Origin of the sequence: Nonomuraea sp. NPDC050153 (assembly GCF_044460125.1) — a bacterium.
Classification (GTDB): Bacteria; Actinomycetota; Actinomycetes; order Streptosporangiales; family Streptosporangiaceae; genus Nonomuraea.
Genome location: NZ_JBITJQ010000032.1, coordinates 110,015 through 135,195, shown reverse-complemented (window position 1 = coordinate 135,195; position 25,181 = coordinate 110,015). Strand labels below are relative to the sequence as shown.

The window sequence follows — 25,181 nt, the reverse complement described above, 5'->3', positions numbered from 1 at the left end:
CCCCCTCATCGCCGGCGGCCGCGCCATCGCGCGGTCGCCGGATCCACCCCCCGGAGCCTCCGATGCCTCCCTCCAGAAGGGCCGTGCTCAAAGGAGCGCTGCTCGTCCCCGTGCAGGCGGGCGCCGTGCTGCCGCCGGCGCCCGCCACGGCCCAGACGCTCGACTCCTCCTGGGACCAGGTGCCCGCGATCCTGGCCAGGATCGTGCCGCCCACCTTCCCCGACCGCACGTTCCCGATCACCGATTACGGTGCCAAGCCGGACAACTCCACCGACTGCACGGCCGCCTTCCGTTCCGCCATCGCGGCCTGCAACGCGGCGGGCGGCGGCACGGTGCTCGTGCCCGGCACCGGCAAGTTCCGCACCGGCAAGATCCACCTGCTGTCCGGCGTGCGGCTGCACGTCGAGGCGGGCGGCACGATCCGGTTCAGGTCGGACGCGGGCTCGTACCTGCCGACGGTCTTCACCCGCTGGCAGGGGATCGAGTGCTTCAACTACTCGCCCTTCATCTACGCCAGGAACCAGACCGACCTCGCCCTGACCGGCACCGGCACGATCGACGGGAACGCGGCGGCCGGGCCCTGGTTCGACTTCGACGACCGGCGCGGACCCGACTGGGACCGGCTGCAGCAGCAGGCCGTGGACGGCGTGCCGGTCGAGCAGCGCCAGTTCGGCGACGGCCACTACCTCAAGCCGAACATGATCCAGTTCTACGGCTGCCGGAACATCCTCGTCGAGGACCTGGACATCAGGAACCCCGCGATGTGGACCATCCACCCCGTCCTGTCCAGGAATGTCACGGTCAGGCGGGTCAAGATCTACAGCCGGGGCGCGATGGTGGACGGCGTCGACCCCGAGTCCTCGTCGGACGTGCTCATCGAGGGCTGCACGTTCGACACCGGCGACGACGGCACCGTCATCAAGTCGGGCCGCGACACCGACGGCCGCCGCGTGGGTGTGCCGTCCACCGACATCGTCATCCGCGACAACGCCTACTACGGCCGCTGGGGCGCGATCACGGTCGGCAGCGAGATGTCCGGCGGCGTCCGCAACGTCTTCGCCGAGAACAACCGCATCCTCGCCGGCGCCGGCTACCACTCCTTCTACGCCCTCTACCTGAAGACCAACAACCGGCGCGGCGGGACGGTGGACGGCGTGCACGTCCGCAACCTGACGGGCGGCCCGTGCGACCGGGGCGGCTTCTACATCGACATGAACTACAGCCTGACCGGCCCCGGCAACGGCCCGATCGTCAACCCGGTCATCCAGAACATCACCGTGGACGGGCTGAACATCGACGACTCGCCGTTCGCGATCAAGCTGTCGGGCTCCGCCGCCAGCCACATCCGGAACGTGACGATCGCCAACAGCACCTTCACGCGGATCGACACGCCGGCCCCCCAACTCTCCAACGCCGACAACGTCGTGCTGCGCGACGTCCGCGTCAACGGCGTCCTGTACGGGGGCTCCCCGCCGGGCAACCGGTACGAGGCCGAGAACGCGACGATCTCGCAGGGCGCCGTCGAGTCCAACCACGCCGGGTTCTCCGGCACCGGGTTCGTGAACTACGACAACGCGGCCGGCTCGTACGTGGAGTTCGCGGTGAACGCCGCCGCGGCGGGGACGGCGACGCTCACCCTCCGCTACGCCAACGGCACCACGGCCAACCGGGCGATGGACATCGCGGTCAACGGCACGGTCGTCGCCGCGGCCAAACCCTTCAACGGCACGGGCGCCTGGACCACCTGGCAGTCCACCACGGTCTCCGCCCAGGTGGTCGCCGGCGCCAACACCGTCAGAGCGACCGCGACCACCGCCAACGGCGGCCCCAACCTCGACTACCTGGAGGTCCAGTGAGTGTCACCCGCCGTCAGCTCGGCGCCCTGGTCGGGGCCGCGTTCCTGGCCCCCGCCCTGCCCCCCAGGCCCGTCTGGGCCGCCACCTCGGCCGTCGCCCCGGCCTGGAAGCTCATGTGGGCGCCCGACCCGGCCGCCGTCGGGCTGCGCGCGTTCGAGACGCTCGAGGACGACCGCGCCGACTCGCACCCGGCCGGGCAGCCCCACATCTACGTCGAGGGCGACGCCTTCCGCTTCAACATGCACACGGTCGACCGCGACACGTCGACGGACCGGCAGCGCCAGGAGGTCACCGGCAACCGGAACCCGGACGGCTACCTGCGCTGGCTGACCGGGGAGACCTGGCGCGTCACGTACTCCATGTACATCCCGAGCTCGCTGAAGGCCACGACGACCTTCACCCACATCAGCCAGACCAAGATGCCGGGCACCGGCACCAGCCCGATCACCGTCACGTCGCTGCGCCGCGTGAACGGCGTCCAGACCATCGAACACAAGATCTTCGAGTCCGACACCCTGGTGGGGCGCACCGAGCTCGAGCCGCTGCACGACAAGTGGATCGACGCCGAGTACGAGATCAAGATCGGCGACGGCAGCTCGGGCTCGGTGCGCTGGGTGCTGCGCAGCGGCGGCGTCACCCTTGTGGACGCCACCAGGACCGGCGACACCTTCCTCGGCGACCGGGTCCGCCCCAAGTGGGGCATCTACCGCTCGCTCGGCGACACCTCCGGCTCCCTGCAGAACTGCTACCTGCTGCTCCGCGACATGCGCGCCTACAAGCAGGTGCAGGCCACCGCCACCCGGCTGGAGGCGGAGAGCGCGACGATCTCGCAGGGCGTCGTCGAGTCGAACCACGCGGGGTTCTCCGGCACCGGGTTCGTCAACTCCGACAACGTGGCGGGCGCGTATGTCGAGTGGCGGCACGACGCCGCCGCGGCCGGTTCCGCCACGCTGACCGTCCGGTACGCCAACGGCACCGGCGCCGACCGCCCCGTGGACGTGGCCGTCAACGGCCGCGTCGTGGCCTCCGGCCTGTCCTTCCCCGGCACCGGCGCCTGGACCACCTGGGCCTCCCGCAGCGTGGTCGCCGACCTCGCCGCCGGGTCCAACACCGTCCGCCTCACCGCCGCCACCGCGGGCGGCTGCCCGAACCTCGACTACTTAGAGGTGGTCCAATGACGATCTCCCGGCGTGACCTGCTCAAAGCCGGCGGCGTGGCGGGCGGCGTCCTCCTGGCGGGCACCGGCACGGCCCGCGCCGCCGCCGGGCCGGCCGGCCCTGTCACCGGGGTTGCCGCCGCTGCCTCGCCGTGGGATCGGGTGCCCGAGATCCTGGCCAGGATCGTGCCGCCGGCCTTCCCCGACCGCACGTTCCCGATCACCGATTACGGCGCCAAGCCAGACAACTCCACCGACTGCACGGCCGCGTTCCGCGACGCCATCGCCGCGTGCAACGCGGCCGGCGGCGGGCGCGTGGTGGTGCCGGCGGGAACGTTCCGCACGGGCAAGATCCACCTGCTGTCGAACGTCAACCTCCAGGTGAGCGGCACCATCAGGTTCCGCACGGACCCCGGCTCCTACCTGCCGACGGTGCTGACCCGCTGGGAGGGCATCGAGTGCTACAACTACTCGCCCTTCATCTACGCCAACGGCCAGACCAACGTCGCCATCACGGGCACCGGCACGATCGACGGCAACGCGCCCGCCGGCGACTGGTCGTCGTGGGGGAGCGGCGGCGCGGACCGCGACCAGCTCAGGTCCTGGGGCGCGAACGACCACCCGGTGGCGCAGCGCCAGTTCGGCAGCGGCCACAAGCTGCGGCCCAACCTGATCGGCCTCTACAACTGCACGGCGGTCCTGGTCGAGGGCGTCAACCTGCGCAACCCGGCGATGTGGACCCTGCACCCGGTCTACTGCACCAACGTCACCGTCCGGAACGTCACCTTCTACTCCACCAACTCCCAGGGTGACGGCTGCGACCCCGACTCCTGCACCGACGTGCTGATCACCGGCTGCGAGTTCGACACCAACGACGACTGCGTTCCCGTCAAGTCGGGCCGCGACCGCGACGGCCGCCGGGTGAACCGCCCCTCGCAGAACATCGTGATCCAGAACTGCAAGTTCAGCGGCCGGTGGGGCGGGGTGACCATCGGCAGCGAGATGTCCGGCGGGGTCCGGGACGTGTTCGCCGAGGACTGCGAGTGCAACGCGCCCGACTTCCCCGGCCGCTACCCGGTCAAGTACGCCCTCTACGTCAAGACCAGCTTCAACCGCGGCGGCTTCGTGGACGGCGTGCACCTGCGCCGCATCACCGGCCACGACCTGGAGCGCAGCGCCCTCTACGTCACGCTCAACTACGAGACCTCAGGCTCCCTGCCGCCGGTCGTGCAGAACCTCACCGCCGACGGCCTCACGATCGACGGCGCGGCCAAGGCGTACGACCTGGACGGCCGCTCGACCGACCACATCAAGAACGTCACGATCTCCAACAGCACGTTCACCGGGATCACGACGGCCACGCCGACCGCCTCGAACGTCGACAACCTCGTGCTGTCCCGGGTGACCGTCAACGGCAAGGACATCTCCACCACCCAGCCGCCGGCCGGCACGCGGTACGAGGCCGAGGACGCCGTGATCTCCCAGGGCGCCGCCGAGTCGAACCACGCCGGCTACTCCGGCACGGGGTTCGTCAACTCCGACAACGTGACCGGCGCGTACGTGGAGTTCGCGGTGAGCGCGGCGGCGGCCGGCAGCCGGGCGCTCACGATCAGGTACGCCAACGGCACGAGCACCAACCGGCCGTTCGCGGTCACCGTCAACGGCACCGCCGCCGGATCCGCCGTGAACGCCCCCGGCACCGGCGCGTGGACCACCTGGGTGTCCACCGCCGCCACCGTGCCCCTCGCCTCCGGGGCCAACGCCGTCCGGCTCACCGCCACCACCGCCGGCGGCCTGCCCAACCTCGACTATGTGGAGCTCCAGCCATGAAACCGCTCGCCAGAGCCCTGCTGGTATGCGCTCTCGCCCTGCTCGGAGCCGCGCCCCTCCCGGCGCAGGCCCTCGCCGAGTTCAACGTGCGCGACTACGGCGCCACCGGCAACGGCTCGACCAACGACGACGACGCCATCGACCGCGCCATCAACGCAGCAAGCGCGGCCCCCGGCGGCACGGTCGTCTTCCCCTCCGGCCGCTACCGGGCCCGCACCATCCACCTGAAGTCGAACGTCACGCTCCGGCTCGACTCCGGCGCGACCCTCCTGGCCGCGAGCAGCGGCATGGACGCCGCCGAGTCCAACCCCAACGACGACTACCAGGACTACGGCCACAGCCACTTCCACAACTCGCTCATGTGGGGCAGCGGCATCACCGACTTCCACATCACCGGCACCGGCACGATCGACGGCGACGGCAACCTCATCACCGGCAACCCGTCCTCCGGCCAGGCCGACAAGGCGCTGACGCTCACCGAGTGCTCGAACATCAGCATCGAGGGCGTCACGTTCCGGCGCGGCGGCCACTTCGCCGCCCTGATCAACGGCTGCCACGACATCACCATCGACAACCTCAAGACGATCCACAGCAGCAGCGGCGTGCGCGACGGCATCAACCTGATCAACAGCTGGAACGTCACCGTCACCAACAGCCGCATCGAGGCCAGCGACGACGCCCTGGTGTTCAAGAGCGACTACGCGCTCGGCCACACCTACACCAGCCAGAACGTCCGCGTGCGCGACACCACCGTCTACTCGCACGAGAACAACGCGCTCCAGTTCGGCTCGGAGACCTGCGGGAGCTTCCGCGACTTCCGGTTCGAGAACATCACCGTGCTGGGTGCGGGCAAGGCCGGCATCGGCATCGTGTCCATGGACGGCGCGATCATCGAGGACATCCACTACGACAACGTGACGCTCACCAAGACCACGTCGCCGTTCTTCTTCAAGATCGGTGAGCGGAAGCGCTGCCCCGGCTCGCCCCCCGCCGGACGGATCCGGAACATCACGATCTCCGACGTGACCGGGACCGACCTGACCGCGCCCGTGGTCACCGGCACGGTCGGCGCGTCCGACTACACCAGCACGCTGACCGGCACGCCGTCCGTGGACCTCGGCCCCGGCATCACGTTCCGGAACGTCGACCTCACCGTCCCCGGCGGCCACCCCGCCTCGGAGGCGAGCAGGGTGCCCGGCGAGTTCCTCACCACGTACCCGCCGCGCGACTACGGCGCGCGCCCCTCGTACGGCTACTGGATCAGGCACGCCGCCGGCATCACGCTCAACGGCGAGACCCGGTTCGACGACAACGACAACCGGCCCTACGTGATCGCCGACGACGCCTCCGACGTGCAGGTGAACGGCGTCGTCGCGCAGCGCGGCAGCGGCAGCGCCTACGACGTCGGATTCAGCGGCGTCACCGGCTACGCCGTGCGCGACAGCGCCAACACCTCCGGCGACGCGCTGCGCGTGCGCGCCACCAACTCCACGCCGGTCCCCGGCACCCCGGAGAGCCTGTACGCCGAGGCGGAGGCGGGCACGGTCACCGCTCCCATGCAGGTGGCCGCCGACACGGCCGCGTCCGGCGGCTCGTACGTGACCGTCGCCGCCGGCAACAACAGCAAGTCGAGCGCGCCCTCCACCGGCTGGACGACGATCCCGTTCACGGTCGAGCACGACGGCAGATTCGCCGTCTGGGCCCGCGTGATCGCCGCCAACGACGGCGACGACTCGTTCTGGGTGCGCTCGGGCACCGGCTCGTGGACGAACTGGAACAGCGTCCCGATCGGCACCTCCTGGCACTGGGCCAAGCTGCCCGTCACGTACGACCTGGCGGCCGGAGCACGCACGATCACCTTCGCCTACCGCGAGGACGGCGCCCGCCTCGACCGGGTCGCCATCTCCAGCGACCCCGCGTTCAACCCCACTGGCACCCCCAGATCCTAGGAGAGCACCATGAGACGCACGGCGACGCTCGCCGTCTTCGCGCTCCTGCTCGGCCTGATCACCGCCCTCCCGGCGCGGGCCGACCTGCAACACCCGCGCCAGGCGTTCCTGCGCAACTCGATCTCCGGCCTCTTCCTGCACTGGGGCGAGCGGACCTCGCCGCAGCACACCAGTTGCAGCGCGTGGGAGGCCGACGTCACCAACGGCGGCTGGAGCGCCTCCTACTGGGTGAACGAGGCCAAGAAGCTGCACGCCCAGTACATCGTGCTGGCCACCTTCCACAGCCGGCTCGGCTACGCCCGGCCGTACCCGTCGGCGATCCCGGGCTCCTGCCGCACCACGCGGGACTTCCTCGGCGAGCTGATCGACGCCGCCGACGCGCAGGGCCTGAAGGTCATCCACTACATGACCGACGACCCGCAGTGGCACAACGAGGGACTGTCGTCGGGGTCGTGGCTCAACTCCTCGGCCTTCTCCGGCTACGTCGGCCACGACGTGGACCTGACCACCCGCGACGGGTTCGGTGAGTTCAGCTACCTGCAGTTCTTCGAGCAGATGCAGCGCTATCCCAAGCTCGCCGGGTTCTGGATCGACAACGACAACGCCTACTGGGAGCGCAACGACCTCTACGCCAAGATCTACCAGCAGCGCCCCGACATGACGATCTCGAACAACAACGAAGACACGCCGATCATGGACATGATCAGCAACGAGCAGAAGACCGGCATGACGCCGTCGTACGACTACCCGCAGGCGGTCTACACGGCGCTTCCCCGGCTGATCGAGGCCGACTTCAAGCTGCCCACCGGCGGCCCCTGGTGGTACGGCGGCTCCGACCAGGCCGTGGACCGCAAGCTCACGCTCGGCCGGCTCATCACGAACGCGGGATCGTCGGTCAAGGCGCTGATGGCCGAGACACCCATGGTCAACGGCAAGTTCCCCGCCCAGCAGGTCAGCTTCAACAACTTCGCGAACACGTACCTGGAGGAGATCTGGGAGTCGCTCGGCGGCACCGAAGGCGGCGGTTACATGTTCGGCGGGCTCAAGCCGGGCTTCTGGAACAACGGCGCGCACGGCGTGACCACCGTCGCCAGGAACGACCCCGACCGGCACTACATCCACGTGATCACGCCGCCGTCCGGCAGCACGCTGTCGCTGCGCGACAACGGCTACCGCGTCAGCTCGGTGACGAACCTGCGCACGGGCGCGCCGGTCGCGTTCACGCAGTCGGGCGGCACGCTGACGCTCAGCGGGATCTCCGCCTGGGACCAGTACGACACCGTCTTCAAGGTCGTCACCGGCGGCCGCCAGGGCATCCACACCGGCGTCACGCTGTCGGCGAGCTCGTCCACCAGCGGCCACGGCGCGGCGGCGGCCGGCGACGGGAACTACCTGACCTACTGGGACAGCGACGCCGCCGAGCCCGCGCGGCTCACCTTCGACCTGGGCGCGGCCAAGCCGATCCAGTACCTGGCGCTCAACCAGCGGGAGGACTCCACCGTCTACCCGTCGTCCGGCTCGGCGCGGATCTCCGGCTACCAGGTGCACGTCAGCAACGACGGCTCGACCTGGGGGAGCGCGGTCAAGACCGGGACCGTGCCGAACGCGCGCGGCGTGCAGTTCATCGACCTGAACGGGGTCACCGCCCGCTACGTCCGGCTCTCCAAGACCGGGCACCACGGCGTCGCCCGCTGGCGGGTGGACGAGGCATGGGTCGGCGGCCAGTACGCGGGCGGCGACGGCTCCACCGGAGCCCGCTACGAGGCCGAGAACGCGACGGTCTCCCAGGGCGCCGTCGAGTCCAACCACGCCGGCTACTCCGGCACCGGCTTCGTCAACGGCGACAACGTCACCGGCTCCTACACCGAATGGACGATCAACGCGCCTGCCGCCGGGACCGCCACGATCGCCCTGCGCTACGCCAACGGCACCACGACCGCCCGCCCGGCGGCCGTCACCGTGAACGGCGGCGCCGCGCAGACGCGCGACTACCCCGGCACCGGCGCTTGGACCACCTGGGCGAGCGACACGTTCACCGTCCCGCTCAACGCCGGGGCCAACACGCTGCGGGTGACCGCGACGACCGACGGCGGCAACCCGAACCTCGACCGCATCGACGTCACGACGGGAGGCGCCTCATGAAAGCGTTACTCGCGGCACTGGCGCTGGTCGCCACGTGCCTGACCCTGCCCGCGGCCCCGGCCGCCGCCTCGGACAACGGGCTGTCGATCAGGCCCGCGATGGGCTGGAGCAGCTGGAGCTTCGTCCGCCGCTGGCCCGACGAGACCAAGATGAAGGCCCAGGCGGACGCCCTGGTCAGCAGCGGCCTGGCGGACAAGGGGTTCGTCTACATCAACCTCGACGACTTCTATCAGAAGTGCGACTCCAACGGCTTCGTCGTCGACGACTACGGCCGCTGGGCGGTCGACACCGCCAAGTTCCCGTCCGGGATCAAGGCGCTGGCCGACTACGTGCACGCCAAGGGGCTGAAGTTCGGCTTCTACGTCACCCCGGGCATCGCGAAGAACGCCGTCACGGCCAACAAGCCGATCGAGGGCACGTCGTACCACGCGCAGGACATCGCGGACACCTCGCAGACCCACAAGAACTACAACTGCAAGAACATGTACCGGCTCAAGTACTCCCACCCGGGCGCGCAGGCGTTCATCAACTCGTGGGCCGACCAGATGGCCTCGTGGGGCGTGGACTACCTCAAGATCGACGGCGCGGACGCCTCCACGGTCGCGGACGTGGAGGCGTGGGACAAGGCGCTGCGCCAGACGGGCCGGCCGATCAACTTCGCGCTCTCCAACAACCTGCCGATCGCCCAGGCCACCACCTGGAAGCGGCTGGCCAACAGCTGGCGCACCCAGGGCGACGTCGAGTGCTACTGCGGCCCCGGCCCGAACGGCAGCGGCTACCCGCTCACCGACTGGTCGCACGTCGTCAGCCGGTTCACCTCGGCCGCCTCCTGGCAGCAGTACGCCGGCCCCGGCGGCTGGAACGACTACGACTCGCTGCAGATCGGCAACGGCGACCAGGTCGGGCTCACCGCCGACCAGCGCCGCTCGCACATGACGCACTGGGCGATGGCCGCCAGTCCGCTGCTGCTCGGCACCGACCTGACCGCGCTCACCTCGGTCGACCTGGCGATGCTGAAGAACGACCGGCTCATCGCGGTCGACCAGGACGGCGTGGCCGCCGACCGCATCGTCAACAGCGGCGTCAAGCAGGTGTGGCGCAAGCGCGAGGCCAACGGCGACTACGTCGTCGCGCTCTACAACACCGGCACGTCGGGCAACTCCACGGTGAGCGTCACCTGGTCGCAAGTCGGCTTCACCGGCCCGGCCGCCGTCACGAACCTGTGGTCGGGAGCCTCGGAGGGCACCGTCAGCTCCTCCTACAGCGCCACCCTGCGCCCCGGTGAGACCCGCCTCATCCGCGCCAGGCCGGCCGCCTCCGCGATCCGATACGAGGCCGAGAACGCGACGATCTCGCAGGGCGCCGCCGAGTCGAACCACGCCGGCTACTCCGGCACCGGGTTCGTCAACGCCGACAACGTGACCGGCTCGTACGTGGAGTTCACCGTGAACGCCGCCGAGGCCGGCTCGCGCACCGTCACCATCCGCTACGCCAACGGCACCTCGGTGAACCGGCCGATGGCCGTCGCGGTCAACGGCGCCGTCGCCCAGACCCGCGACTTCCCCGGCACCGGAAACTGGGACGCCTGGGCGGACTCCACGTTCACGGTCTCGCTGAACGCCGGGGCCAACACCGTCCGCCTGACGGGCACCACCGCCAACGGCGGACCCAACGTCGACTTTCTCGACGTCTTCTGATCGGAAGGGACGCCCGTGCATCCCCCACGCTTACGCCGCCTGGTCATCCTGGCCGTCTCCTGCCTGGCCCTCACCGGCCTGGTCGCGTTACCCGCCCGCGCCGCTACGGTGCGGTACGAGGCCGAGAACGCCACCAACGTCCAGGGCGCCGCCGAGTCCAACCACGCCGGGTTCTCCGGCACCGGCTTCGTCAACAGCGACAACGCGGCGGGCCCGTACACCGAGTGGACGGTGAACGCGCCCGCGGCCGGCACCGCCACGCTCGCCATCCGCTACGCCAACGGCACCACCACGACCCGCACCACCGACGTCGCGGTCAACGGCACAGTCGTCTCGGCCGGGCGCACGTTCGGCCCCACGGGGGCCTGGACCACGTGGACCACCTCCACCCTGACCGCCACGCTCGCCGCGGGCGACAACAAGATCCGGATCACCTCGACGGGCTCGGGCGGCAACCCCAACCTCGACTACCTCGAAGCCACCATGGCCGACGTGCCCGCGACCGAGTACCAGGCGGAGGCCGCCACGCTGTCGCAGGCCTCGGTGGCGACCAACCACACCGGCTACACCGGCTCCGGCTTCGTCGACTACGTCAACGCCGCGGGCGGCTACATCGAGTGGTCCGTCAACGTGGCCGAGGCCGGCACGCACACCCTCACGCTGAGGTACGCCAACGGCACGACCGTCAACCGGCCGATGGCCGTCGCGGTGAACGGCGCCACCGTCCAGACCCGCGACTTCCCCGGCACCGGAAACTGGGACACCTGGGCGGACGCCGCGCTGACGGTCTCGCTGAACGCCGGCGTCAACACCGTCCGCGCGACCGGCACCACCGCCAACGGCGGCCCCAACGTGGACCGGCTCTCGGTCAGCGGCTCCGGGGGGCCCGACGGGCAGGCGCCGACCGTGCCCGCGGACGTCCGCGTCACCGGCACCTCGGCCTCCAGCATCACGCTGGCCTGGACGGACTCCGCCGACAACGTGGCCGTCACCGGCTACCGCGTCTACGAGGGGACGACCGTGGTCACGACCACGCCGACGGCCGGCGCCACGATCGGCGGGCTCACCGCCGGGTCCACGCACGCGTACACGGTCACCGCGATCGACGCGGCGGGCAACGAGTCCGGGCACAGCGCCGCGGCCACCGGCACGACCGGCGGCGGTGGCACCGGGCCGACGGCCGACCAGCTCCTCGCGAAGGTGACCGCGTGCAGCCAGATCTCCAACGGCAAGTACAAGACGGACTCCGACGTGAGCTCGGCGACGGTCGCGGTGTGCGAGAAGACCGGGGCCGTGTTCTGGAAGGGAGACATGGACATCGACTGCGACGGGGTGCGCACGTCGCAGTGCAACGAGGACACCGACTGCTGCTTCCAGCCGGACACGTTCTGCCACACCAGCGGGGACTCGCCGCTCAACGCGGCGCAGCTCGCGTACATGGTGGTGCCGAGCCCCAGCTCCGTCTGGGACTACCGGACGAAGGGCATCGGCTGCGGCACGGTGGTGGCGATCGTCTACAACGGGCAGGTGGAGTACGCCGTGATGGGTGACACGGGGCCGAGCGGGATCATCGGCGAGGCGTCCTACCGGACGGCCGCCGACCTCGGCATCAACCCCGACCCGAGCAACGGCGGCACGGACACCGGCGTCACGTACATCGTCTTCACCGGCTCCGGCACCAAGGTCGGGACCGTCGAGAACCACACCCAGGCGGTCAACCTGGGCCGCACGCTGGCCCAGCGCTTCCTCGACCAGAACTGACGCGCCCCTGGTGCGGCGCCGCGCCCGTGCGGCGCCGCACCAGGGATCTCATGAGCGGCCGAGGATGCCGGCGGCCCGCTCGCGCATCTCCACCTTGCGGATCTTGCCGGTGACCGTCATGGGGAACGCGTCCACCACGTGCACGTACCGGGGGATCTTGTAGTGCGCCAGGCGGTCCAGGCAGAACTCCCTGACCCGCTCGGCCGTCAGCGGCTCGGCGCCCGGCCGCATGACGATCCAGGCCATCAGCTCCTCCCCGTACTTCTCGTCGGGCACGCCGATCACCTGCACGTCGCTGACGTCCGGGTGGCCGTAGAGGAACTCCTCGATCTCACGGGGATAGATGTTCTCGCCGCCGCGGATGACCATGTCCTTGATGCGGCCGACGATGTTGACGTAGCCGTCGGCGTCCATGGTGGCCAGGTCGCCGGTGCGCATCCAGCGGGCGGCGTCGATGGCCTCGGCGGTGGCGTCGGGCTGGGCCCAGTAGCCGAGCATGACCGAGTAGCCGCGGGTGCACAGCTCGCCCGGCACGCCGCGGGGGAGCGCCAGCCGGGTCTCCGGGTCGACGACCTTGACCTCGATGTGCGGCATGACGCGGCCGACGGTCTCGGTGCGGCGGGCCAGGCCGTCGTCCCGCCGGGTCATCGTGGAGACGGGGGAGGTCTCGGTCATGCCGTAGCAGATGGCGACCTCGGTCATGTTCATCTCGCTGACGACGCGTTTCATGACCTCGACCGGGCACGGGGAGCCGGCCATGATCCCCGTTCTGAGCGTCGAAAGATCGAAATTTCCGGACTCGGACAGCAGGGCCAGCTCGGCGATGAACATCGTCGGCACCCCGTACAGGGACGTGCATCCCTCCGCCTGCACGGCGCGCAGCGTCGCCTCCGGGTCGAACCCCGGCGAGGGCAGCACGACGCACGAGCCGTGGGAGGTCGCGCCGAGGTTGCCCATGACCATCCCGAAACAGTGGTAAAGCGGCACCGGCAGGCACACCCGGTCGGCCTCCGTGTAGCCGACCAGCTCGCCGACGAAGTAGCCGTTGTTGAGGATGTTGTGGTGGGACAGCGTGGCGCCCTTGGGGAAGCCGGTGGTGCCCGACGTGTACTGGATGTTGATCGGGTCGTCGAACGTCAGCCACGCCGCCCGCTCCGCCAGCAGGGCCGGGTCGGCGCGCCTGCCGCTTTCGACCAGCTCGTCCCAGCCGGGCTCCCCGATGAACACCGCGTCCGCGAACCCGATCTCGCCGATCATCGCCCGGTAGTCGCTGGTCTTGTGCGCGACCGCGCTGACGAGCAGCCGCATGCCCGACTGCTTCACGACGTAGGCCAGCTCGTGGGCCCGGTACGCGGGGTTGACGTTGACCAGGATCGCGCCGATCTTGGCGGTGGCGTACTGGACGAGCACCCACTCGGCGCAGTTGGGCGACCAGATGCCGACCCGGTCGCCCTTGGCGATGCCGCGGGCCAGCAGGCCGAGCGCCACCTCGTTCACGGCGGCGTCGAGCTCCGCGTAGGTCCAGCGGCGCCCGGAGGCCACGTCCACCAGTGCCTCGCGCTCGCCGAACCGCGCCACGGCGCGCTCGAAGTTCTCCCCGATCGTCTCGCCCAGCAGGGGGACCTCGGACACGCCCGAGGCGTACGAGAGCAATGCATCAGCCATGACCGGAGAATTCCTCCGTACCCGGTCCGGCGCCACCCCCTTTCGGGGGTGGCTCTCGGCTACGGGCCTCGTCCATCCTGGTGTCATGGCCGCACCATACGCGCCCGCCGACCGTGAGGCGTTCCGAACCGCCGTCGGCCGCCTACGCCGTGTGACGGGGCTGCCGGTCGTGTTCGGCGGTGCGGTGGGGGCCCGCTCGCTCGGCGTCACGCTCACGGAGTTCAGCGGCACCCTGACCGGCGCGCTGCGCGGCCTGGTCGTCAGCGCGGGCAACGGGCTCGGCGGCCGGGTGATCACCACCGCGCGCCCCGGCAGCGTCGACGACTACGCCGCCGACCCGCGCATCAGCCACGAGTACGACAAGCCCGTGACCGCCGAAGGGCTGCGGGCCATCGCGGCCGTGCCGGTCACGGTGGACGGCGGGGTGTGCGGGGTCCTGTACGGCGGGATCCGCGAGCCCCTGTCGATCAGCGACCGCGTGGTGGAGGCCATGACCCAGGTCGCCGGGCGGGTGGGCTTCGAGCTGACCGTCCGGCGGGAGGTGGAGCGGCGGCTGGCCGAGATGGAGACGGCGGCGATCACCCGGGCCGCCCGCGAGTCGCCGACCGCCGCCGAGTGGGAGGCGGTCCGCCAGGCGCACGCCCAGCTCAGGGCCATCACCCAGGACGTCGCCGACGCCGGGATCCGGGCCCGCCTGCAGGACGTGTGCGACCGCCTGGCCCGCCCGAACGGCCGGCCCCCGGAGCAGCCGAGCCCGCTGTCGCCGCGCGAGCTCGACGTCCTCGCCCTGGTCGCCATGGGCTGCGGCAACGCGGAGACCGGGGTCAGGCTCGGGATCCGGCCCGAGACGGTCAAGAGCTACCTGCGCAACGCGATGCGCAAGCTGGGGACGCACACCCGCATGGAGACGGTCGTCGCCGCCCGCCACCGCGGCTTCCTGCCCTGACCCGGGGTCAGCTCCCCTGAGGGCGAGTGCTCCAGTATTCGTCGGCGGCCGCCTGGATGTCGGTCAGGACCTTCTGGTAGCTGTCCGGCTTGACGACGAAGGCGCCGAAGCCGTCCAGCGCGGCGGTGAGCACCGGGGGCGGGGTGGCCTCGAAGTAGCGGTTCACCAGGCGGTACTCACCGCTGCCTGCCGCCTTGCTGACCTCGGCGATGGCCTGGTCGGCGATGGCGACCTTGGGGTTGGCCGAGACATCGCCCCTGGCCGTGGCCCACTTCTCCTGGGCGGAGGCCCCCACCCACCACTTGAGGTACTTCGTGCTCGCGCCGGGATCGGGCGCCTTGGCCAGCGAGCAGAGCGGGCCGCTCTCGAAGATCATCGACGTCTTGGGGAGCGCGGGGTTGACGTTCGGGATGACGAAGAAGCCGTAGTCGGTGCCCGCCTTCATGTCGCGCTGCGTCATGCTCGTGTTGAACCACGTGCCGAACGAGACCATCGCGGCCTTGCCGGTCTTGAGCACGTCGCCCGGGTCGGTCTTGTCACCGGGGTTGTTGAAGTACCCGGCGTCGATCATCGACTTCCACCGCTTCATGACGTCGACCACGCCGGGGTCGGTGTACTTGGCCTGGCCTGTCGCGAGCCGGTCGTAGAGGTCGGGGTCGGTGCCGGCCAGGAGCTGCTCGAACCAGACGAAGGAGAACAGCACCGACGTGTGGTAGAAGGCGGTCACGCCGTTCTTCTTGAGGGTGTCGGCGACCTTGATCAGCTCGTCCCACGTCGTCGGGGGCTTGAGCTGGTATTTGTCGAAGACGCTCTTGTTGTAGAACATGCCCCAGTACGCGGCGTTCAGCGGCACGCAGTACTGCTTGCCGTTCACCGTGTAGTACTTGGCCAGGTCCGCCGACAGGTCGCCGCTCTTGATCGCCTCCTGCCAGATGGCGGTGGTGTCCGAGACCTGCTTCTGCGCGACGATCTCCGCCAGCCGCCCGCCCGTCGTCCACGTGAACAGGTCGGGCTTCACGTCCGTGCGGAAGGACGCCTTGATGAACGCCTGGTACGTCGGTTCGTCGGTGTAGCCGACCGGCTTCATGGACAGGCCGATCTGCTGCTTGGACAGGCTGCCCATCTCGTCGAAGTATTTGCTCCAGGCGCCCTTGTCGTTGTAGAGCTTCAGCTCCGTCTTGCCGGCCGCCTGCTGGGGCGCGGACCCGCCGGAGGAGCAGGCGCTGAGAGCGAGGCAGATGACGGCGGCGACACCAAGTGACCGGATCATGCCCGGCCTCCTCTTCGATCTTGGGGGGATTAAGTCATCTAATCACTTGATATCTTGGCTGTCCATAGGGACGACCGCTCGCCGCGTAACCTCCCGGTAACATCGCGGGGCCAGGCCGTACCGCTCCTGGAAGAGCCGGCCGAAATACGACTGGCCGGAGAAGCCGCAGCGCTGGGCGATCCGGCCGATGCCCTCCGTCGTCGTGGTCAGCAGCAGGGCGGCGTGCTCCAGCCGCCGCCCGGCCACGAACCCGACCGGCGTGCACCCGTAATGCCGGCGCATCGAGCGGGCCAGATGTCCGGGGCTGACCGCGGCCAGGGCCTGCAGCCGGGGCAGGCCCTCGCGCAGGTTCTCCTCGCGCCGCATCGCGAGGCAGGCCGACACCAGCCAGCCGGGCCGCCGGTCCACGGCCGTCCCGTCGGCGGCCTCCAGCAGCGGGACGACCGCCGTCAGCAGCCCGACCAGGTCGAGCACGCGGGGCACGCCGGAATAGGCGGCCAGCACGCGGCCGAACCCGGCCGCCACCGGCCCGTCCAGGTCGGCGCGGGCCGACAGCGGGAGCTCGCGGCGGTCCCAGTCCGCCGGTCCCGCCAGCCCGGCCAGGTCGGCGAAAGCCCGCCAGCGCTCGCTCGGGAAGGCGATGTTGACGAAGCGCATGCCGTCGTCCGAGGCGAACTCGTGCCGGTCGTGCGGCCGTACCAGCACCAGGTCGCCCGCGCGCAGCGGCAGCTCCGCCTCGCCCACGCGCTGCGCGCCCGCCCCGGCGGTCACGAGGACCAGCTCGTGGAAGTCGGCGTGGGAGTGCGGCTCCGGCCGGTCCCTTCGGCCGCCCTTCACCGGCACCAGGGCCGCGTGGTACGGCAGGCCGGCCGCGAACTCGGCCCAGCGCAGGACGGTCGGCATGTCAGGAAATTAATACTTGTGGGGCGGCGATTACTAGTAACCCGTCCCGCGAAGACCGAAGAATCCGAGTGACGCCCACCCCTACAAGGAGCGCATGGTGAGAGTCGACCGGACCCTTCAGGACTACGACCGCGACGGCTACACGATCTTCCGCGACGTCCTCGACCGCGACCTGATCGCCGAGGCGAGCGACCACGTCGCCTGGCTCCAGGCCAGGCACCCCGACCTGAACGGCGAGGACCTGGGCACCGAGCTGGTCGCCCGCGACCCGTTCTGGGTGCGGCTGGTCGGGGACGACCGGCTGCTGGACATCGCCGAGCTCTTCGTCGGCCCCGACGTCGCGCTGTTCGCCTCGCACTACATCAGCAAGCCGCCGTTCTCCGGCAAGCCGGTCCTGTGGCACCAGGACGGCGCGTACTGGCCGCTGGAGCCGATGCGCGTCGTCACGCTCTGGCTGGCCGTGGACGAGGCCACCACGGAGAACGGCTGCCTGCGCGTGATCCCCGGCTCGCACCGGCAGGACCTGCACGAGCTGCGGCGGCGCGACGACATCGACAACGTGCTCGGCTCGGAGAGCGCGGTGACGGTGGACGAGTCGCAGGCCGTGGACCTGGTCCTCGCGCGCGGCGACGTGGAGGTCCACCACCCCAACATCCTGCACGCCTCCAACGCCAACACCTCGCCGCGCCGGCGCTGCGGCCTGACCATCCGCTACATCCCGACCTCGACGCGGATCACCAGCGAGGAGCAGCCGTTCGTGTCGGCCCTGCTGTTCCGCGGGGACCCGGGCGTGAACGTCTACCAGCCGTTTCCCGCGTACGTGGAGGGCGAGCACATGCCGTTCGCCGGAGCGGGTCATCACGCGCGGTAGACGACGTCCCCGTCGAGCATGGTCAGCCACGCGTCCAGGCCTCGGGCCGCCCCCCTTACCGGCCCATGGCACCGGCTCCAGCTCTGGCCGGCGCTCTCCCTCGGCGACCTCGTCCCGCCCGGCAGGAGCTCATGGCTGGGCATTCCTTCAGGCAAGTCGCGGCCCTGTCCGGGAGACGAGGCCGGGCGGCCTGCACTAGGAAGAGGCCCGTGGGATCTTCGCTTCGCTCATGGCTGCGCGCCGATCCATGGCGGGCGCTGCTGGTTCTGGTGGCCGCCTGCTACGGGGTCGCCCAGCTGATCGTGGTCACCCCCGGCATGGGGCTCGGGTGGGACGAGGTCGTCTACGTCAGCCAGGTCGATCCCCGCGTGCCGGCCACCGAGTTCATCGCGCCGCGGGCCAGGGGGATCACCCTGATCGTCGGCCCCTTGGTGGCGATCACGTCCTCCACGGAGGCGCTGCGGGTCTACCTGTGCCTGCTGTCGGCCCTGGCGCTCTACGCGTCGTTCGGGACGTGGCGCCGGGTGTGCCCGGGGCCGGTGGTGCCGCTCGCCGCGCTGCTGTTCGCGTCGCTGTGGCTGTCGCTGTTCTACGGCGGCCAGGTCATGCCGAACCTGTGGGTGGCCTTCGGCGCGGTGGCCGCCACGGGCTGCCTCCTGCGCTGCCTGCGGCCGGGCGGCGGCTGGGGCCCGGCGGCCGGGCTGGGCGCGAGCGTGGCGGCGGTGGCCGTGCTGCGCCCGCCGGACAGCGTCTGGCTGGCCCTCGCGCTCGCCCTGGCGGCGGTCCTGGCCAGGCGGTGGCGGGCCGGGCTCGCCGTGAACGCGGGGCTGGCCGCGGGCTGGGCCGACTGGATCGTCGAGGCGTACGTACGCTTCGACGGGCCGGCCGCCCGCTGGCACGCCGCGGGGGCGGCGAACGAGACCGGGCTGCACTTCTCGCTGCCAGAGCACGCCCGTGCGCTCAACGGCCCGCTGCTCTGCCGCCCTCCCGCGCACTGCGGGCCCGTCTCGCTGTCCTGGCTGCTGTGGTGGAGCGCCATCCCCCTCCTCGCCCTGCTCGGCCTGTACGCCGCCCACCGCCGGGGCCGCCTGGCCGAATGCGCGCTGCCTGCCGCCGCCGGCCTGCTGATGGCCGTGCCGTACGCCTTCCTGGTCGGCTACGCGGCGCCCCGCTTCCTGCTGCCCACGTACGCGCTGCTGGCGTTCCCGCTCGCGCACGGCGCCGTCTTCCTGCTGGACGGGCGGCGCGGGCCGGCCCGCCGCGCCGGCTGGGGCCTGGTGGCGGCGGGCGTTCTGGCCCAGTTCACCCTGCAAGGGATCACGCTCGAGAAGATCGCCGGGTGGCGGCTGTCCAAGCGCGAGGCCGACGCCGAGGTGGCCCGGGCGCTCCGCGTCCAGCCGCCCTGCCTGGTGTACGGGGAGCACGCGGCGATGATCGCCTACCGGACGGGCTGCGAGGCCCACGCGGTGCTGCGCTGGCCCCAGGAGGCGCAGCCGCCCGGCGCGGTCCGCGGCGCCCTGGCCGCGGGGAAGCACGTGGTCGCCGTCAACCGCGGCCACCCGACCCCGGCGCCGTTCCTCCGGTCCTGGGTCCGGGCCCGCCTGCCGGGAGCGCACCCGGGCAGGTGGCACGCGTACTATCCGCATCCCGAGGAGGGCGGCCGGCCGAGTGCCGGATGAACAGGTGGCGAGGGGAGGGACAGGACGAGGCGGACACCCGGGGCGAGGGGTTCGGCGCGGACCGCGCCGCCGTGCGCCTCGGCGGTCTCCCGCACGGCGACCAAGGGGACCGCTACCTCCCCGACGAGCCCTACCGGGTCATCTGCCCCTGAGCCGCGGTGTCCGTCACCAGTCGCGGGTCTCGATCAGCTCTTCCATGTCCGCGTCCGCGAACCCGTAGGCCGTCGCCACGAACCAGAAGTCCTCGGCGATCACCTCGCGCGCCACGGTCTCCATCTGGCTGCCCGCCGCCAGGAACTCGACCGCCAACTCGTTGAACTCGTCCGTCGCCGCCTGCGTGAAGGCGTAGAGCGCCGCGAGGTCCGACGGGCGCTCGGACTCGATCCGCTCGCACAGGCGCAGCAGGATCTCTGTGCCCTTGTCGACGAGATGGCGGGGGTAGTAGCCGTCCCCGTACATGCCCTTGAGGAAGGCGTGGCCGGCTGTCCGCTGGTTGGTGGGGGGCACCCTGATCTCCTTCTCGCCGTGACCCGGTGCTGCCGATACTGCCCGATCCCACCGACAACCACCCGCCCGGCGCCGCGTGGGCCAGGATTGATCGCGTGAACGCGAAGCCTGGGCGTCCGCGTCTGTTACGTGAGCTGAACGACCGCGCTGCGCTGGAGTCGCTGGGCTCGTCGGGAGCGCTGACCCGGGCGCAGGTGAGCTCGGCGGGATGCCCGTTCCCGGCGCGGCGGTGAGCGACGGCGGGTTCGACCGCGGCCGCCACGAGGTGGACGCCGCCTTCCAGGCTCTGGCGGACTGGCGGGCGGTGCAGGAACTCGCCGAGACGCACCAGATCGCGGCCGAGGACGCCGCGCGGAGCGTGGCGAGGGCGGCGAGAGAGGTGGCCGCGGAGATGGCCTTCCTGGACGAGCCGGCCCGGCGGATCGCCTTGGGGGTCGCGTCCATCTGCGCCGTCCTCGATCCCGAGCCGGTCGTGCTGGGCAGCCACGTCGGTTCCGCCTGAGGCGACGCGCTCGCCGGTCGCGTTCAGCGGGCTGTCGCCCGCATGTGCCTGGCGCGGCCCCGGGTGGAGGCGAGCACGATCCCGGACCGCCCCGTGGTGCGCGGCGCCCTGCTGGCCGCGGTCGAACAGGCACGCGACCGGGTGTTCTTCGGCGATCTGTGAACTATGGTGTTTTCGCGGCGATTCGAGGGTGCCCGGCTACTCTGCCACAATGTCATTCCCTTACCGATCACCTGGCGCGCTCGCGCTCGCGCTGGCCGCGGCCCTCACCACCCCTTCGATCGCGCAAGCGGCGCCCATGACCGCGGCGACCGACCGGGTCTTACGGGTCTACAACAACAACATCGAGAACCTGGTGAGAAACAACGCCGACGGCTCGTGCACCCGGGTCTCGGGCCCGGACCACCTCGCGTCGATGCTGGTCGACGACAGCGGCAAGACGGGCACCTCCGGCGTGCAGGCTCCCGATCTCCTGATCGTGCAGCAGGTACGAGGCACCGGACAGGCCACGGCGTACGCCGACCAGCTCTCGGCCATGTTCGGATATCCGGCGGGCACCTACAAGGCGCTCGTGGCCTGGGACGACCCCGAGGCGTGGGGCAGCACGCACAAATGCAGCCAGCAGGCGCTCGGCGACCTGAAGAAGAAGCAGACCAACGGGATCATCTACAACACCAGGACGCTGAGCCTGGCGGCGGCCGACGTCTCGAAATACTGGAGCGCGGGCTGGTTGAAGCCCGGGACATCGTACGGCGGCGGGGCCGGATGCACCCTCTACAAGCCGCCGAACAGCGACGACGGCACCACCAACCAGTACAAGTGGAAGCGCACGAGCGCTGTCGCGGCGAGGTTCACGATCAAGGCAACGGGGACGACGGTCTTCGCCGCGACCATGCACCTCCCGGAGCAGAACGGCGCGAACGCCTGCGCGGGCGATGACTACACGGGCATCGCGAACTCCGGCATCCATGTCGGCGCGGACGCCACGAGCCTCATGAACGCGTCCACGATCCGCGTGATCGGGATCGACGCGAACCGCGCGAACATCGCCTCCACCACTCTCAGCGGCTTCGGCATGACCGGCTATGGAGCGAAAGCGACCAGCGGCTCCAGGAAGATCGACTACCTCTTCGTCAAGGGAGCCGTACAGTCGTCGAGCATTGATCACACGGTGAGCAGCACGAAGTCGAACCATCTCGCGCTGTACGGATTCATCGAGTTCTGACGCGCGCCACCCGCGAGCGGGCGCCCCGGTCAGGCTCGGACGAACGCCGCGGCCGGCTCGGCATCGCGCCGGGCGAACTCGGCCCATTCAGGCGGCCTGACCGAGCCGCACACCACCGCCTCGACCCGGGCGACCCGGGCGACCATCTCCGCCGGGTGCGGGCGATCGCGCAGGTCACGCCAGTAGGACCGCACCCGGCTCCGGAGGTCGGTGGCGCGACCCAGGTAGAGGATCCGGCCGCGCCGGTCGCGGAAGCGATGGACGCCGGGCTCACGAGGCGGCCGCGCCGCCGCCCGGACTCGCTACATAGCCACTATAGGATCGCCACATTGGCAGTATGGGTCCTGTCAAAATGATAGTAAAGGTGATCATCCGCGTTTTACGATCATTCCCATGCTGATTCGCCGGACATTACGGATGATGACCGCTGTCGCCGCGACCTGCACCGTTGCGCTCGCCGGGGGTGCGGGGACGGCTCAGGCAGAAGAGTCCCGCGTGTCGTCCCAAGGGCAGTTGCTGTTCTACAACCACGCCTACAGCGTGGTGGACCGCGAGACGGCCGACGCCGTCGAGAACTCCACCTACCTGCGCGAGTTCGCCAACTTCGAGGTCCGCACCACGACCGGTGGCGGGTTGACCTGGAAGGGCCGCTACCTCAAGGGCCGCGAGACCTACATCGAGCTGTTCGGCGAGGGCGACCTGCCCGGCCAGGACGCTCTCTTCGGCTCCGCCGGGCTGGCCGTCTCGACCGAGCGCGTCGGCGACCTGGCCAAGGTGACCGCGGCGCTGAAGGCCCAGGGCATCTCCGACCCGGCCGAATACCGTCAGACGCGTGACTTCGGCGATGGCGTGCCGATCCCGTGGTTCGACACCATCCGCACCACCTCCGCCCAGTACGAGGCATTCGACCCGTGGTCCATGGAGTACTTCCCGGAGTACTTCGCGGACCCGCGCAGCCAGACCGAGCCGGAGAGCTACCCCGGTGACGTCAGCCGGGAACGCTACCTGCCCGACGCCTACCAGGACCACCTGATGCGCGACATCACCTACATCCGCATCGGCGTCACCGCGCGGGACCTGGCCAACACGGTGCCGCTGCTCAAGGCGGGCGGATTCGACGTCGCGACCACCGGTGGCGGCGCCATCGCGACCGGCGGCGGCACCACCGTCCAGCTCGACTCCGTCGCGCGTGAGCAGGCGGGCCTGAAGCAGGTCTCCATGTCGCTCAACCGCTCCGTGGAGACTCGTACCGAGGAGCGGATCGGGCGTTCGACCCTTGCCGTGGGCCCGGGCGCCCGCGCCGAGTGGACCTTCGACGCCCCGCAGTAAAGCCCCATAGCGCCACCTCCTCCTGTACGCGCCCGGCCGGCGACGACATCGAGCGTCGCCGGCCGGGCGTCGTCGTCCCGCGTCCCGTCTCGCGAGGGCAGAAGGGATCAGCCAGGGCCGGCGTTCCGGCGCGCGCTCCACACGGCCGGCCCGGCCGGCAGGACGAGGACGCCGGCGAGCCGCAGGACCCCCTGGAGCGGCACGGCATCGACGATCGCGCCGCCGGTCGGCGCTCCGAGACCGGGCACCACCGGCCCCGAAGTCCAGCGGAAGACCGAGGCCGCGTTCGAGGCCACCCGGGACACCCTGGCGTCACTGCCGCGCCGCGGCATCCGCGACGGCGACCTGCCCGCCGCATCGGACGTCGACGCCTCGGTGGAGCTGCCGTTCACGACGGTGCTCGGACCGCGCGTACGCGAACGCGCCGGCCACGACCCCCAGCGGCTCGCCACGGCGATCGACTTCACGATCAAAACGCTCACGACATCCGCGCCCTGACTGCCCGAACGACGTCCAGGGGCTCCTCAGGGTCGCGTCGCCACGCACGATCCTCGAGGCGGTTCATCGTGAGGGCCCTGACTTACGTCAGGTCCGTAAATGTCGCCCACGGTCGCTAGCGTCCGCCTTCACAGGTGATGATCGCGATGGAGGGACGAGATGCCGGAACTGATCCGCAGCGTCGAGGACGAGGTCCCGACCTCGTACGGCGGCTTCGACCTGAACGACGCATCCGGCCTGGGCGACGACGCTGACCGGGAGAGCGAGTCCGGCGCCTTGCTGACCGGGCCCGGTGGCATCGCGCTGGGCTGTGTCGGCCTGGTGAGCAAGGTCCGGGCGCGGATGGCCCGCGTACGGATGGAGGCCTGGAACGCCGAGCCCGGGGTCGAGGACGCACCCGGCGCGCCCTGGGCGGAGGCGGGGCAGGTCCTCTATCTGAGCCCGGGTGGCATCGTGGAGTCGCGCTGCCCCGGACTCAGCCCCACCGGCCAGAAACTGCTGCTTGGCCCGCCGTTTTGCGCCTACGGACTGCGCGTCTACACCGGTGCGGTGCGTACCCGGCCGGCCGCGTGGGACGACAGCGAGATCGAGGCCGTCGAGGAGCACTGGCTGCTGCGGTTCTGGCCGCTGGCCGACGCCGCCGGTCCCGCCCTGCGCGCGGAATCGGAGGCGGGCGGGCCGGCGGCGGCCAGGATGCGCGAGATCCTTCCGCTCGCTCGCGGCTCCCGCGCCCCGCAGCCGGGGCAGTGGCCCGCGCTGCGGCCGCACCCCTGGGCCGATCCCGACACCTCGGTGATCAGGTACAACCCTGAGGTGGATCGCCTGGAACGCGTTCCGGGCGACGAGGCCGGACCCTCGACCCCCGACGAAGCCTGGCGGCGCGTCGAGGAGACGCTGGGCGACCTGCGGTACGACATGCTCGGCAACCTGCCGCGGAACGTGGAATCCTGGTCGCGGTCGAGTCTGGAGTACTACGCCACGGAGTTGCGCGTGGACAGGCGCATCGGCCGGGAGCTGAACCCGGACGACGCTCCCACTCTGGTGCTGAAAGCGTCCAGCGTGCGTACCGTCCTGGTCGGGCCCGGTCAGGGACACAGCGGCCGGGCCTGGGTGTGGGCCAAGGACGAGAACGCGCACGCCGACGTGCTGTCGGTGGACCGGCAGGTCGTCGCCCGTGACGCCACCCGGATGAACAGCCTGCTGACCGGGATCGTCACTATCCTGCGGAACGAGAACGATTTCGTAGAGGTCCGGGCGGCGACAGAGGCGGAAGCCGCCCGAGTGATCACGGTCGAACGGCTGCGCGGCTGACCGAGGCGAAGGCGTGCCGGTCGCGCAGGGCCGCGGTACGCGCCGACCGGCGCATTTCAACGTGCGGACCGACGACTGCTCGAC

The 25,181-nt window shown here is 70.8% G+C and carries 21 protein-coding genes; 15 read left to right on the top strand and 6 right to left on the bottom strand.

Going from position 1 to position 25,181, the window contains the following annotated elements; all coding sequences use genetic code 11:
- The first annotated feature begins 62 nt into the window (after positions 1–62).
- The 7 genes from ACIBQ1_RS48345 to ACIBQ1_RS48315 are packed head-to-tail and all read left to right on the top strand — an operon-like array spanning position 63 to position 12,391.
- Positions 63–1,856, top strand: coding sequence for a glycosyl hydrolase family 28 protein (locus tag ACIBQ1_RS48345; protein WP_397288365.1), 1,794 nt, complete (start codon positions 63–65; stop codon positions 1,854–1,856).
- Complete coding sequence (locus ACIBQ1_RS48340; RefSeq protein ID WP_397288363.1) at positions 1,853–3,034, top strand: carbohydrate-binding protein; 1,182 nt, start codon at positions 1,853–1,855, stop codon at positions 3,032–3,034. The genes ACIBQ1_RS48345 and ACIBQ1_RS48340 overlap by 4 nt, the downstream gene beginning before the upstream one ends.
- Complete coding sequence (locus ACIBQ1_RS48335) at positions 3,031–4,842, top strand: glycosyl hydrolase family 28 protein (protein WP_397288361.1); 1,812 nt, start codon at positions 3,031–3,033, stop codon at positions 4,840–4,842. Before ACIBQ1_RS48340 ends, ACIBQ1_RS48335 begins: the two co-directional genes overlap by 4 nt.
- Complete coding sequence (locus tag ACIBQ1_RS48330) at positions 4,839–6,791, top strand: glycoside hydrolase family 28 protein (RefSeq protein WP_397288360.1); 1,953 nt, start codon at positions 4,839–4,841, stop codon at positions 6,789–6,791. The genes ACIBQ1_RS48335 and ACIBQ1_RS48330 overlap by 4 nt, the downstream gene beginning before the upstream one ends.
- Before the next feature lie 9 nt (positions 6,792–6,800).
- Positions 6,801–8,933 carry a discoidin domain-containing protein gene (locus ACIBQ1_RS48325; RefSeq protein ID WP_397288358.1) on the top strand — a complete coding sequence of 711 codons (2,133 nt, stop codon included), beginning with the start codon at positions 6,801–6,803 and terminating at the stop codon, positions 8,931–8,933.
- Positions 8,930–10,630: a CBM35 domain-containing protein gene (locus ACIBQ1_RS48320; protein WP_397288356.1), complete on the top strand. Its 1,701-nt coding sequence runs from the start codon at positions 8,930–8,932 to the stop codon at positions 10,628–10,630. Before ACIBQ1_RS48325 ends, ACIBQ1_RS48320 begins: the two co-directional genes overlap by 4 nt.
- 15 nt (positions 10,631–10,645) lie before the next feature.
- Positions 10,646–12,391, top strand: a complete 1,746-nt coding sequence (locus ACIBQ1_RS48315) for a glycoside hydrolase family 75 protein (protein WP_397288354.1) — start codon at positions 10,646–10,648, stop codon at positions 12,389–12,391.
- 48 nt (positions 12,392–12,439) lie between these two features.
- Here the strand turns inward: ACIBQ1_RS48315 and ACIBQ1_RS48310 are convergent, their stop codons facing one another.
- Positions 12,440–14,056 carry an AMP-binding protein gene (locus ACIBQ1_RS48310; RefSeq protein WP_397288352.1) on the bottom strand — a complete coding sequence of 539 codons (1,617 nt, stop codon included), beginning with the start codon at positions 14,054–14,056 and terminating at the stop codon, positions 12,440–12,442.
- Between the two features lie 85 nt (positions 14,057–14,141).
- On the opposite strand from ACIBQ1_RS48310, the gene ACIBQ1_RS48305 reads away from it, so the two are divergent.
- Positions 14,142–15,002: a LuxR C-terminal-related transcriptional regulator gene (locus tag ACIBQ1_RS48305; RefSeq protein ID WP_397288350.1), complete on the top strand. Its 861-nt coding sequence runs from the start codon at positions 14,142–14,144 to the stop codon at positions 15,000–15,002.
- A gap of 7 nt (positions 15,003–15,009) precedes the next feature.
- Here ACIBQ1_RS48305 and ACIBQ1_RS48300 read toward each other — a convergent pair whose 3' ends face one another.
- Both ACIBQ1_RS48300 and ACIBQ1_RS48295 read right to left on the bottom strand, forming a co-directional pair.
- Positions 15,010–16,272 (bottom strand): ABC transporter substrate-binding protein, encoded by a 1,263-nt coding sequence (locus ACIBQ1_RS48300; RefSeq protein WP_397288348.1) that lies wholly within the window; start codon positions 16,270–16,272, stop codon positions 15,010–15,012.
- Positions 16,273–16,314: 42 nt separating this feature from the next.
- Positions 16,315–17,175 carry an AraC family transcriptional regulator gene (locus ACIBQ1_RS48295; RefSeq protein ID WP_397288346.1) on the bottom strand — a complete coding sequence of 287 codons (861 nt, stop codon included), beginning with the start codon at positions 17,173–17,175 and terminating at the stop codon, positions 16,315–16,317.
- Between the two features lie 94 nt (positions 17,176–17,269).
- Here ACIBQ1_RS48295 and ACIBQ1_RS48290 point away from each other — a divergent pair, with 94 nt between their 5' ends.
- The 3 genes from ACIBQ1_RS48290 (at position 17,270) to ACIBQ1_RS48280 (ending at position 19,877) form a co-directional block, all read left to right on the top strand.
- Complete coding sequence (locus ACIBQ1_RS48290; RefSeq protein WP_397288344.1) at positions 17,270–18,046, top strand: phytanoyl-CoA dioxygenase family protein; 777 nt, start codon at positions 17,270–17,272, stop codon at positions 18,044–18,046.
- 209 nt (positions 18,047–18,255) lie between these two features.
- Complete coding sequence (locus tag ACIBQ1_RS48285; protein WP_397288342.1) at positions 18,256–19,725, top strand: hypothetical protein; 1,470 nt, start codon at positions 18,256–18,258, stop codon at positions 19,723–19,725.
- On the top strand, positions 19,722–19,877 hold the full coding sequence (locus tag ACIBQ1_RS48280; RefSeq protein ID WP_397288340.1) for a hypothetical protein: 156 nt from the start codon (positions 19,722–19,724) through the stop codon (positions 19,875–19,877). Before ACIBQ1_RS48285 ends, ACIBQ1_RS48280 begins: the two co-directional genes overlap by 4 nt.
- 13 nt (positions 19,878–19,890) lie before the next feature.
- Here the strand turns inward: ACIBQ1_RS48280 and ACIBQ1_RS48275 are convergent, their stop codons facing one another.
- The gene (locus tag ACIBQ1_RS48275; protein WP_397288338.1) at positions 19,891–20,232 is read right to left on the bottom strand and encodes a DUF5713 family protein; all 342 of its coding nucleotides are present in this window, start codon (positions 20,230–20,232) and stop codon (positions 19,891–19,893) included.
- A 208-nt stretch (positions 20,233–20,440) separates the two neighbouring features.
- Between ACIBQ1_RS48275 and ACIBQ1_RS48270 the strand changes: the two genes are divergently transcribed.
- Together ACIBQ1_RS48270 and ACIBQ1_RS48265 are read left to right on the top strand one after the other, a co-directional pair.
- A complete protein-coding gene (locus ACIBQ1_RS48270; protein WP_397288336.1) occupies positions 20,441–20,734 on the top strand; it encodes a hypothetical protein in 294 nt (97 codons plus the stop codon).
- Between the two features lie 211 nt (positions 20,735–20,945).
- Positions 20,946–21,959 carry a hypothetical protein gene (locus tag ACIBQ1_RS48265; RefSeq protein ID WP_397288334.1) on the top strand — a complete coding sequence of 338 codons (1,014 nt, stop codon included), beginning with the start codon at positions 20,946–20,948 and terminating at the stop codon, positions 21,957–21,959.
- Positions 21,960–21,988: 29 nt separating this feature from the next.
- Here the strand turns inward: ACIBQ1_RS48265 and ACIBQ1_RS48260 are convergent, their stop codons facing one another.
- Positions 21,989–22,153: a hypothetical protein gene (locus ACIBQ1_RS48260; RefSeq protein ID WP_397288332.1), complete on the bottom strand. Its 165-nt coding sequence runs from the start codon at positions 22,151–22,153 to the stop codon at positions 21,989–21,991.
- 301 nt (positions 22,154–22,454) lie between these two features.
- Here ACIBQ1_RS48260 and ACIBQ1_RS48255 point away from each other — a divergent pair, with 301 nt between their 5' ends.
- Positions 22,455–23,288: a DUF5829 family protein gene (locus ACIBQ1_RS48255; protein WP_397288330.1), complete on the top strand. Its 834-nt coding sequence runs from the start codon at positions 22,455–22,457 to the stop codon at positions 23,286–23,288.
- Between the two features lie 107 nt (positions 23,289–23,395).
- On the opposite strand, the gene ACIBQ1_RS48250 is transcribed toward ACIBQ1_RS48255, so the two are convergent.
- On the bottom strand, positions 23,396–23,770 hold the full coding sequence (locus ACIBQ1_RS48250) for a hypothetical protein (protein ID WP_397288328.1): 375 nt from the start codon (positions 23,768–23,770) through the stop codon (positions 23,396–23,398).
- 175 nt (positions 23,771–23,945) lie between these two features.
- Between ACIBQ1_RS48250 and ACIBQ1_RS48245 the strand changes: the two genes are divergently transcribed.
- Positions 23,946–25,097, top strand: coding sequence for a hypothetical protein (locus tag ACIBQ1_RS48245; RefSeq protein WP_397288326.1), 1,152 nt, complete (start codon positions 23,946–23,948; stop codon positions 25,095–25,097).
- Positions 25,098–25,181 lie beyond the last annotated feature (84 nt).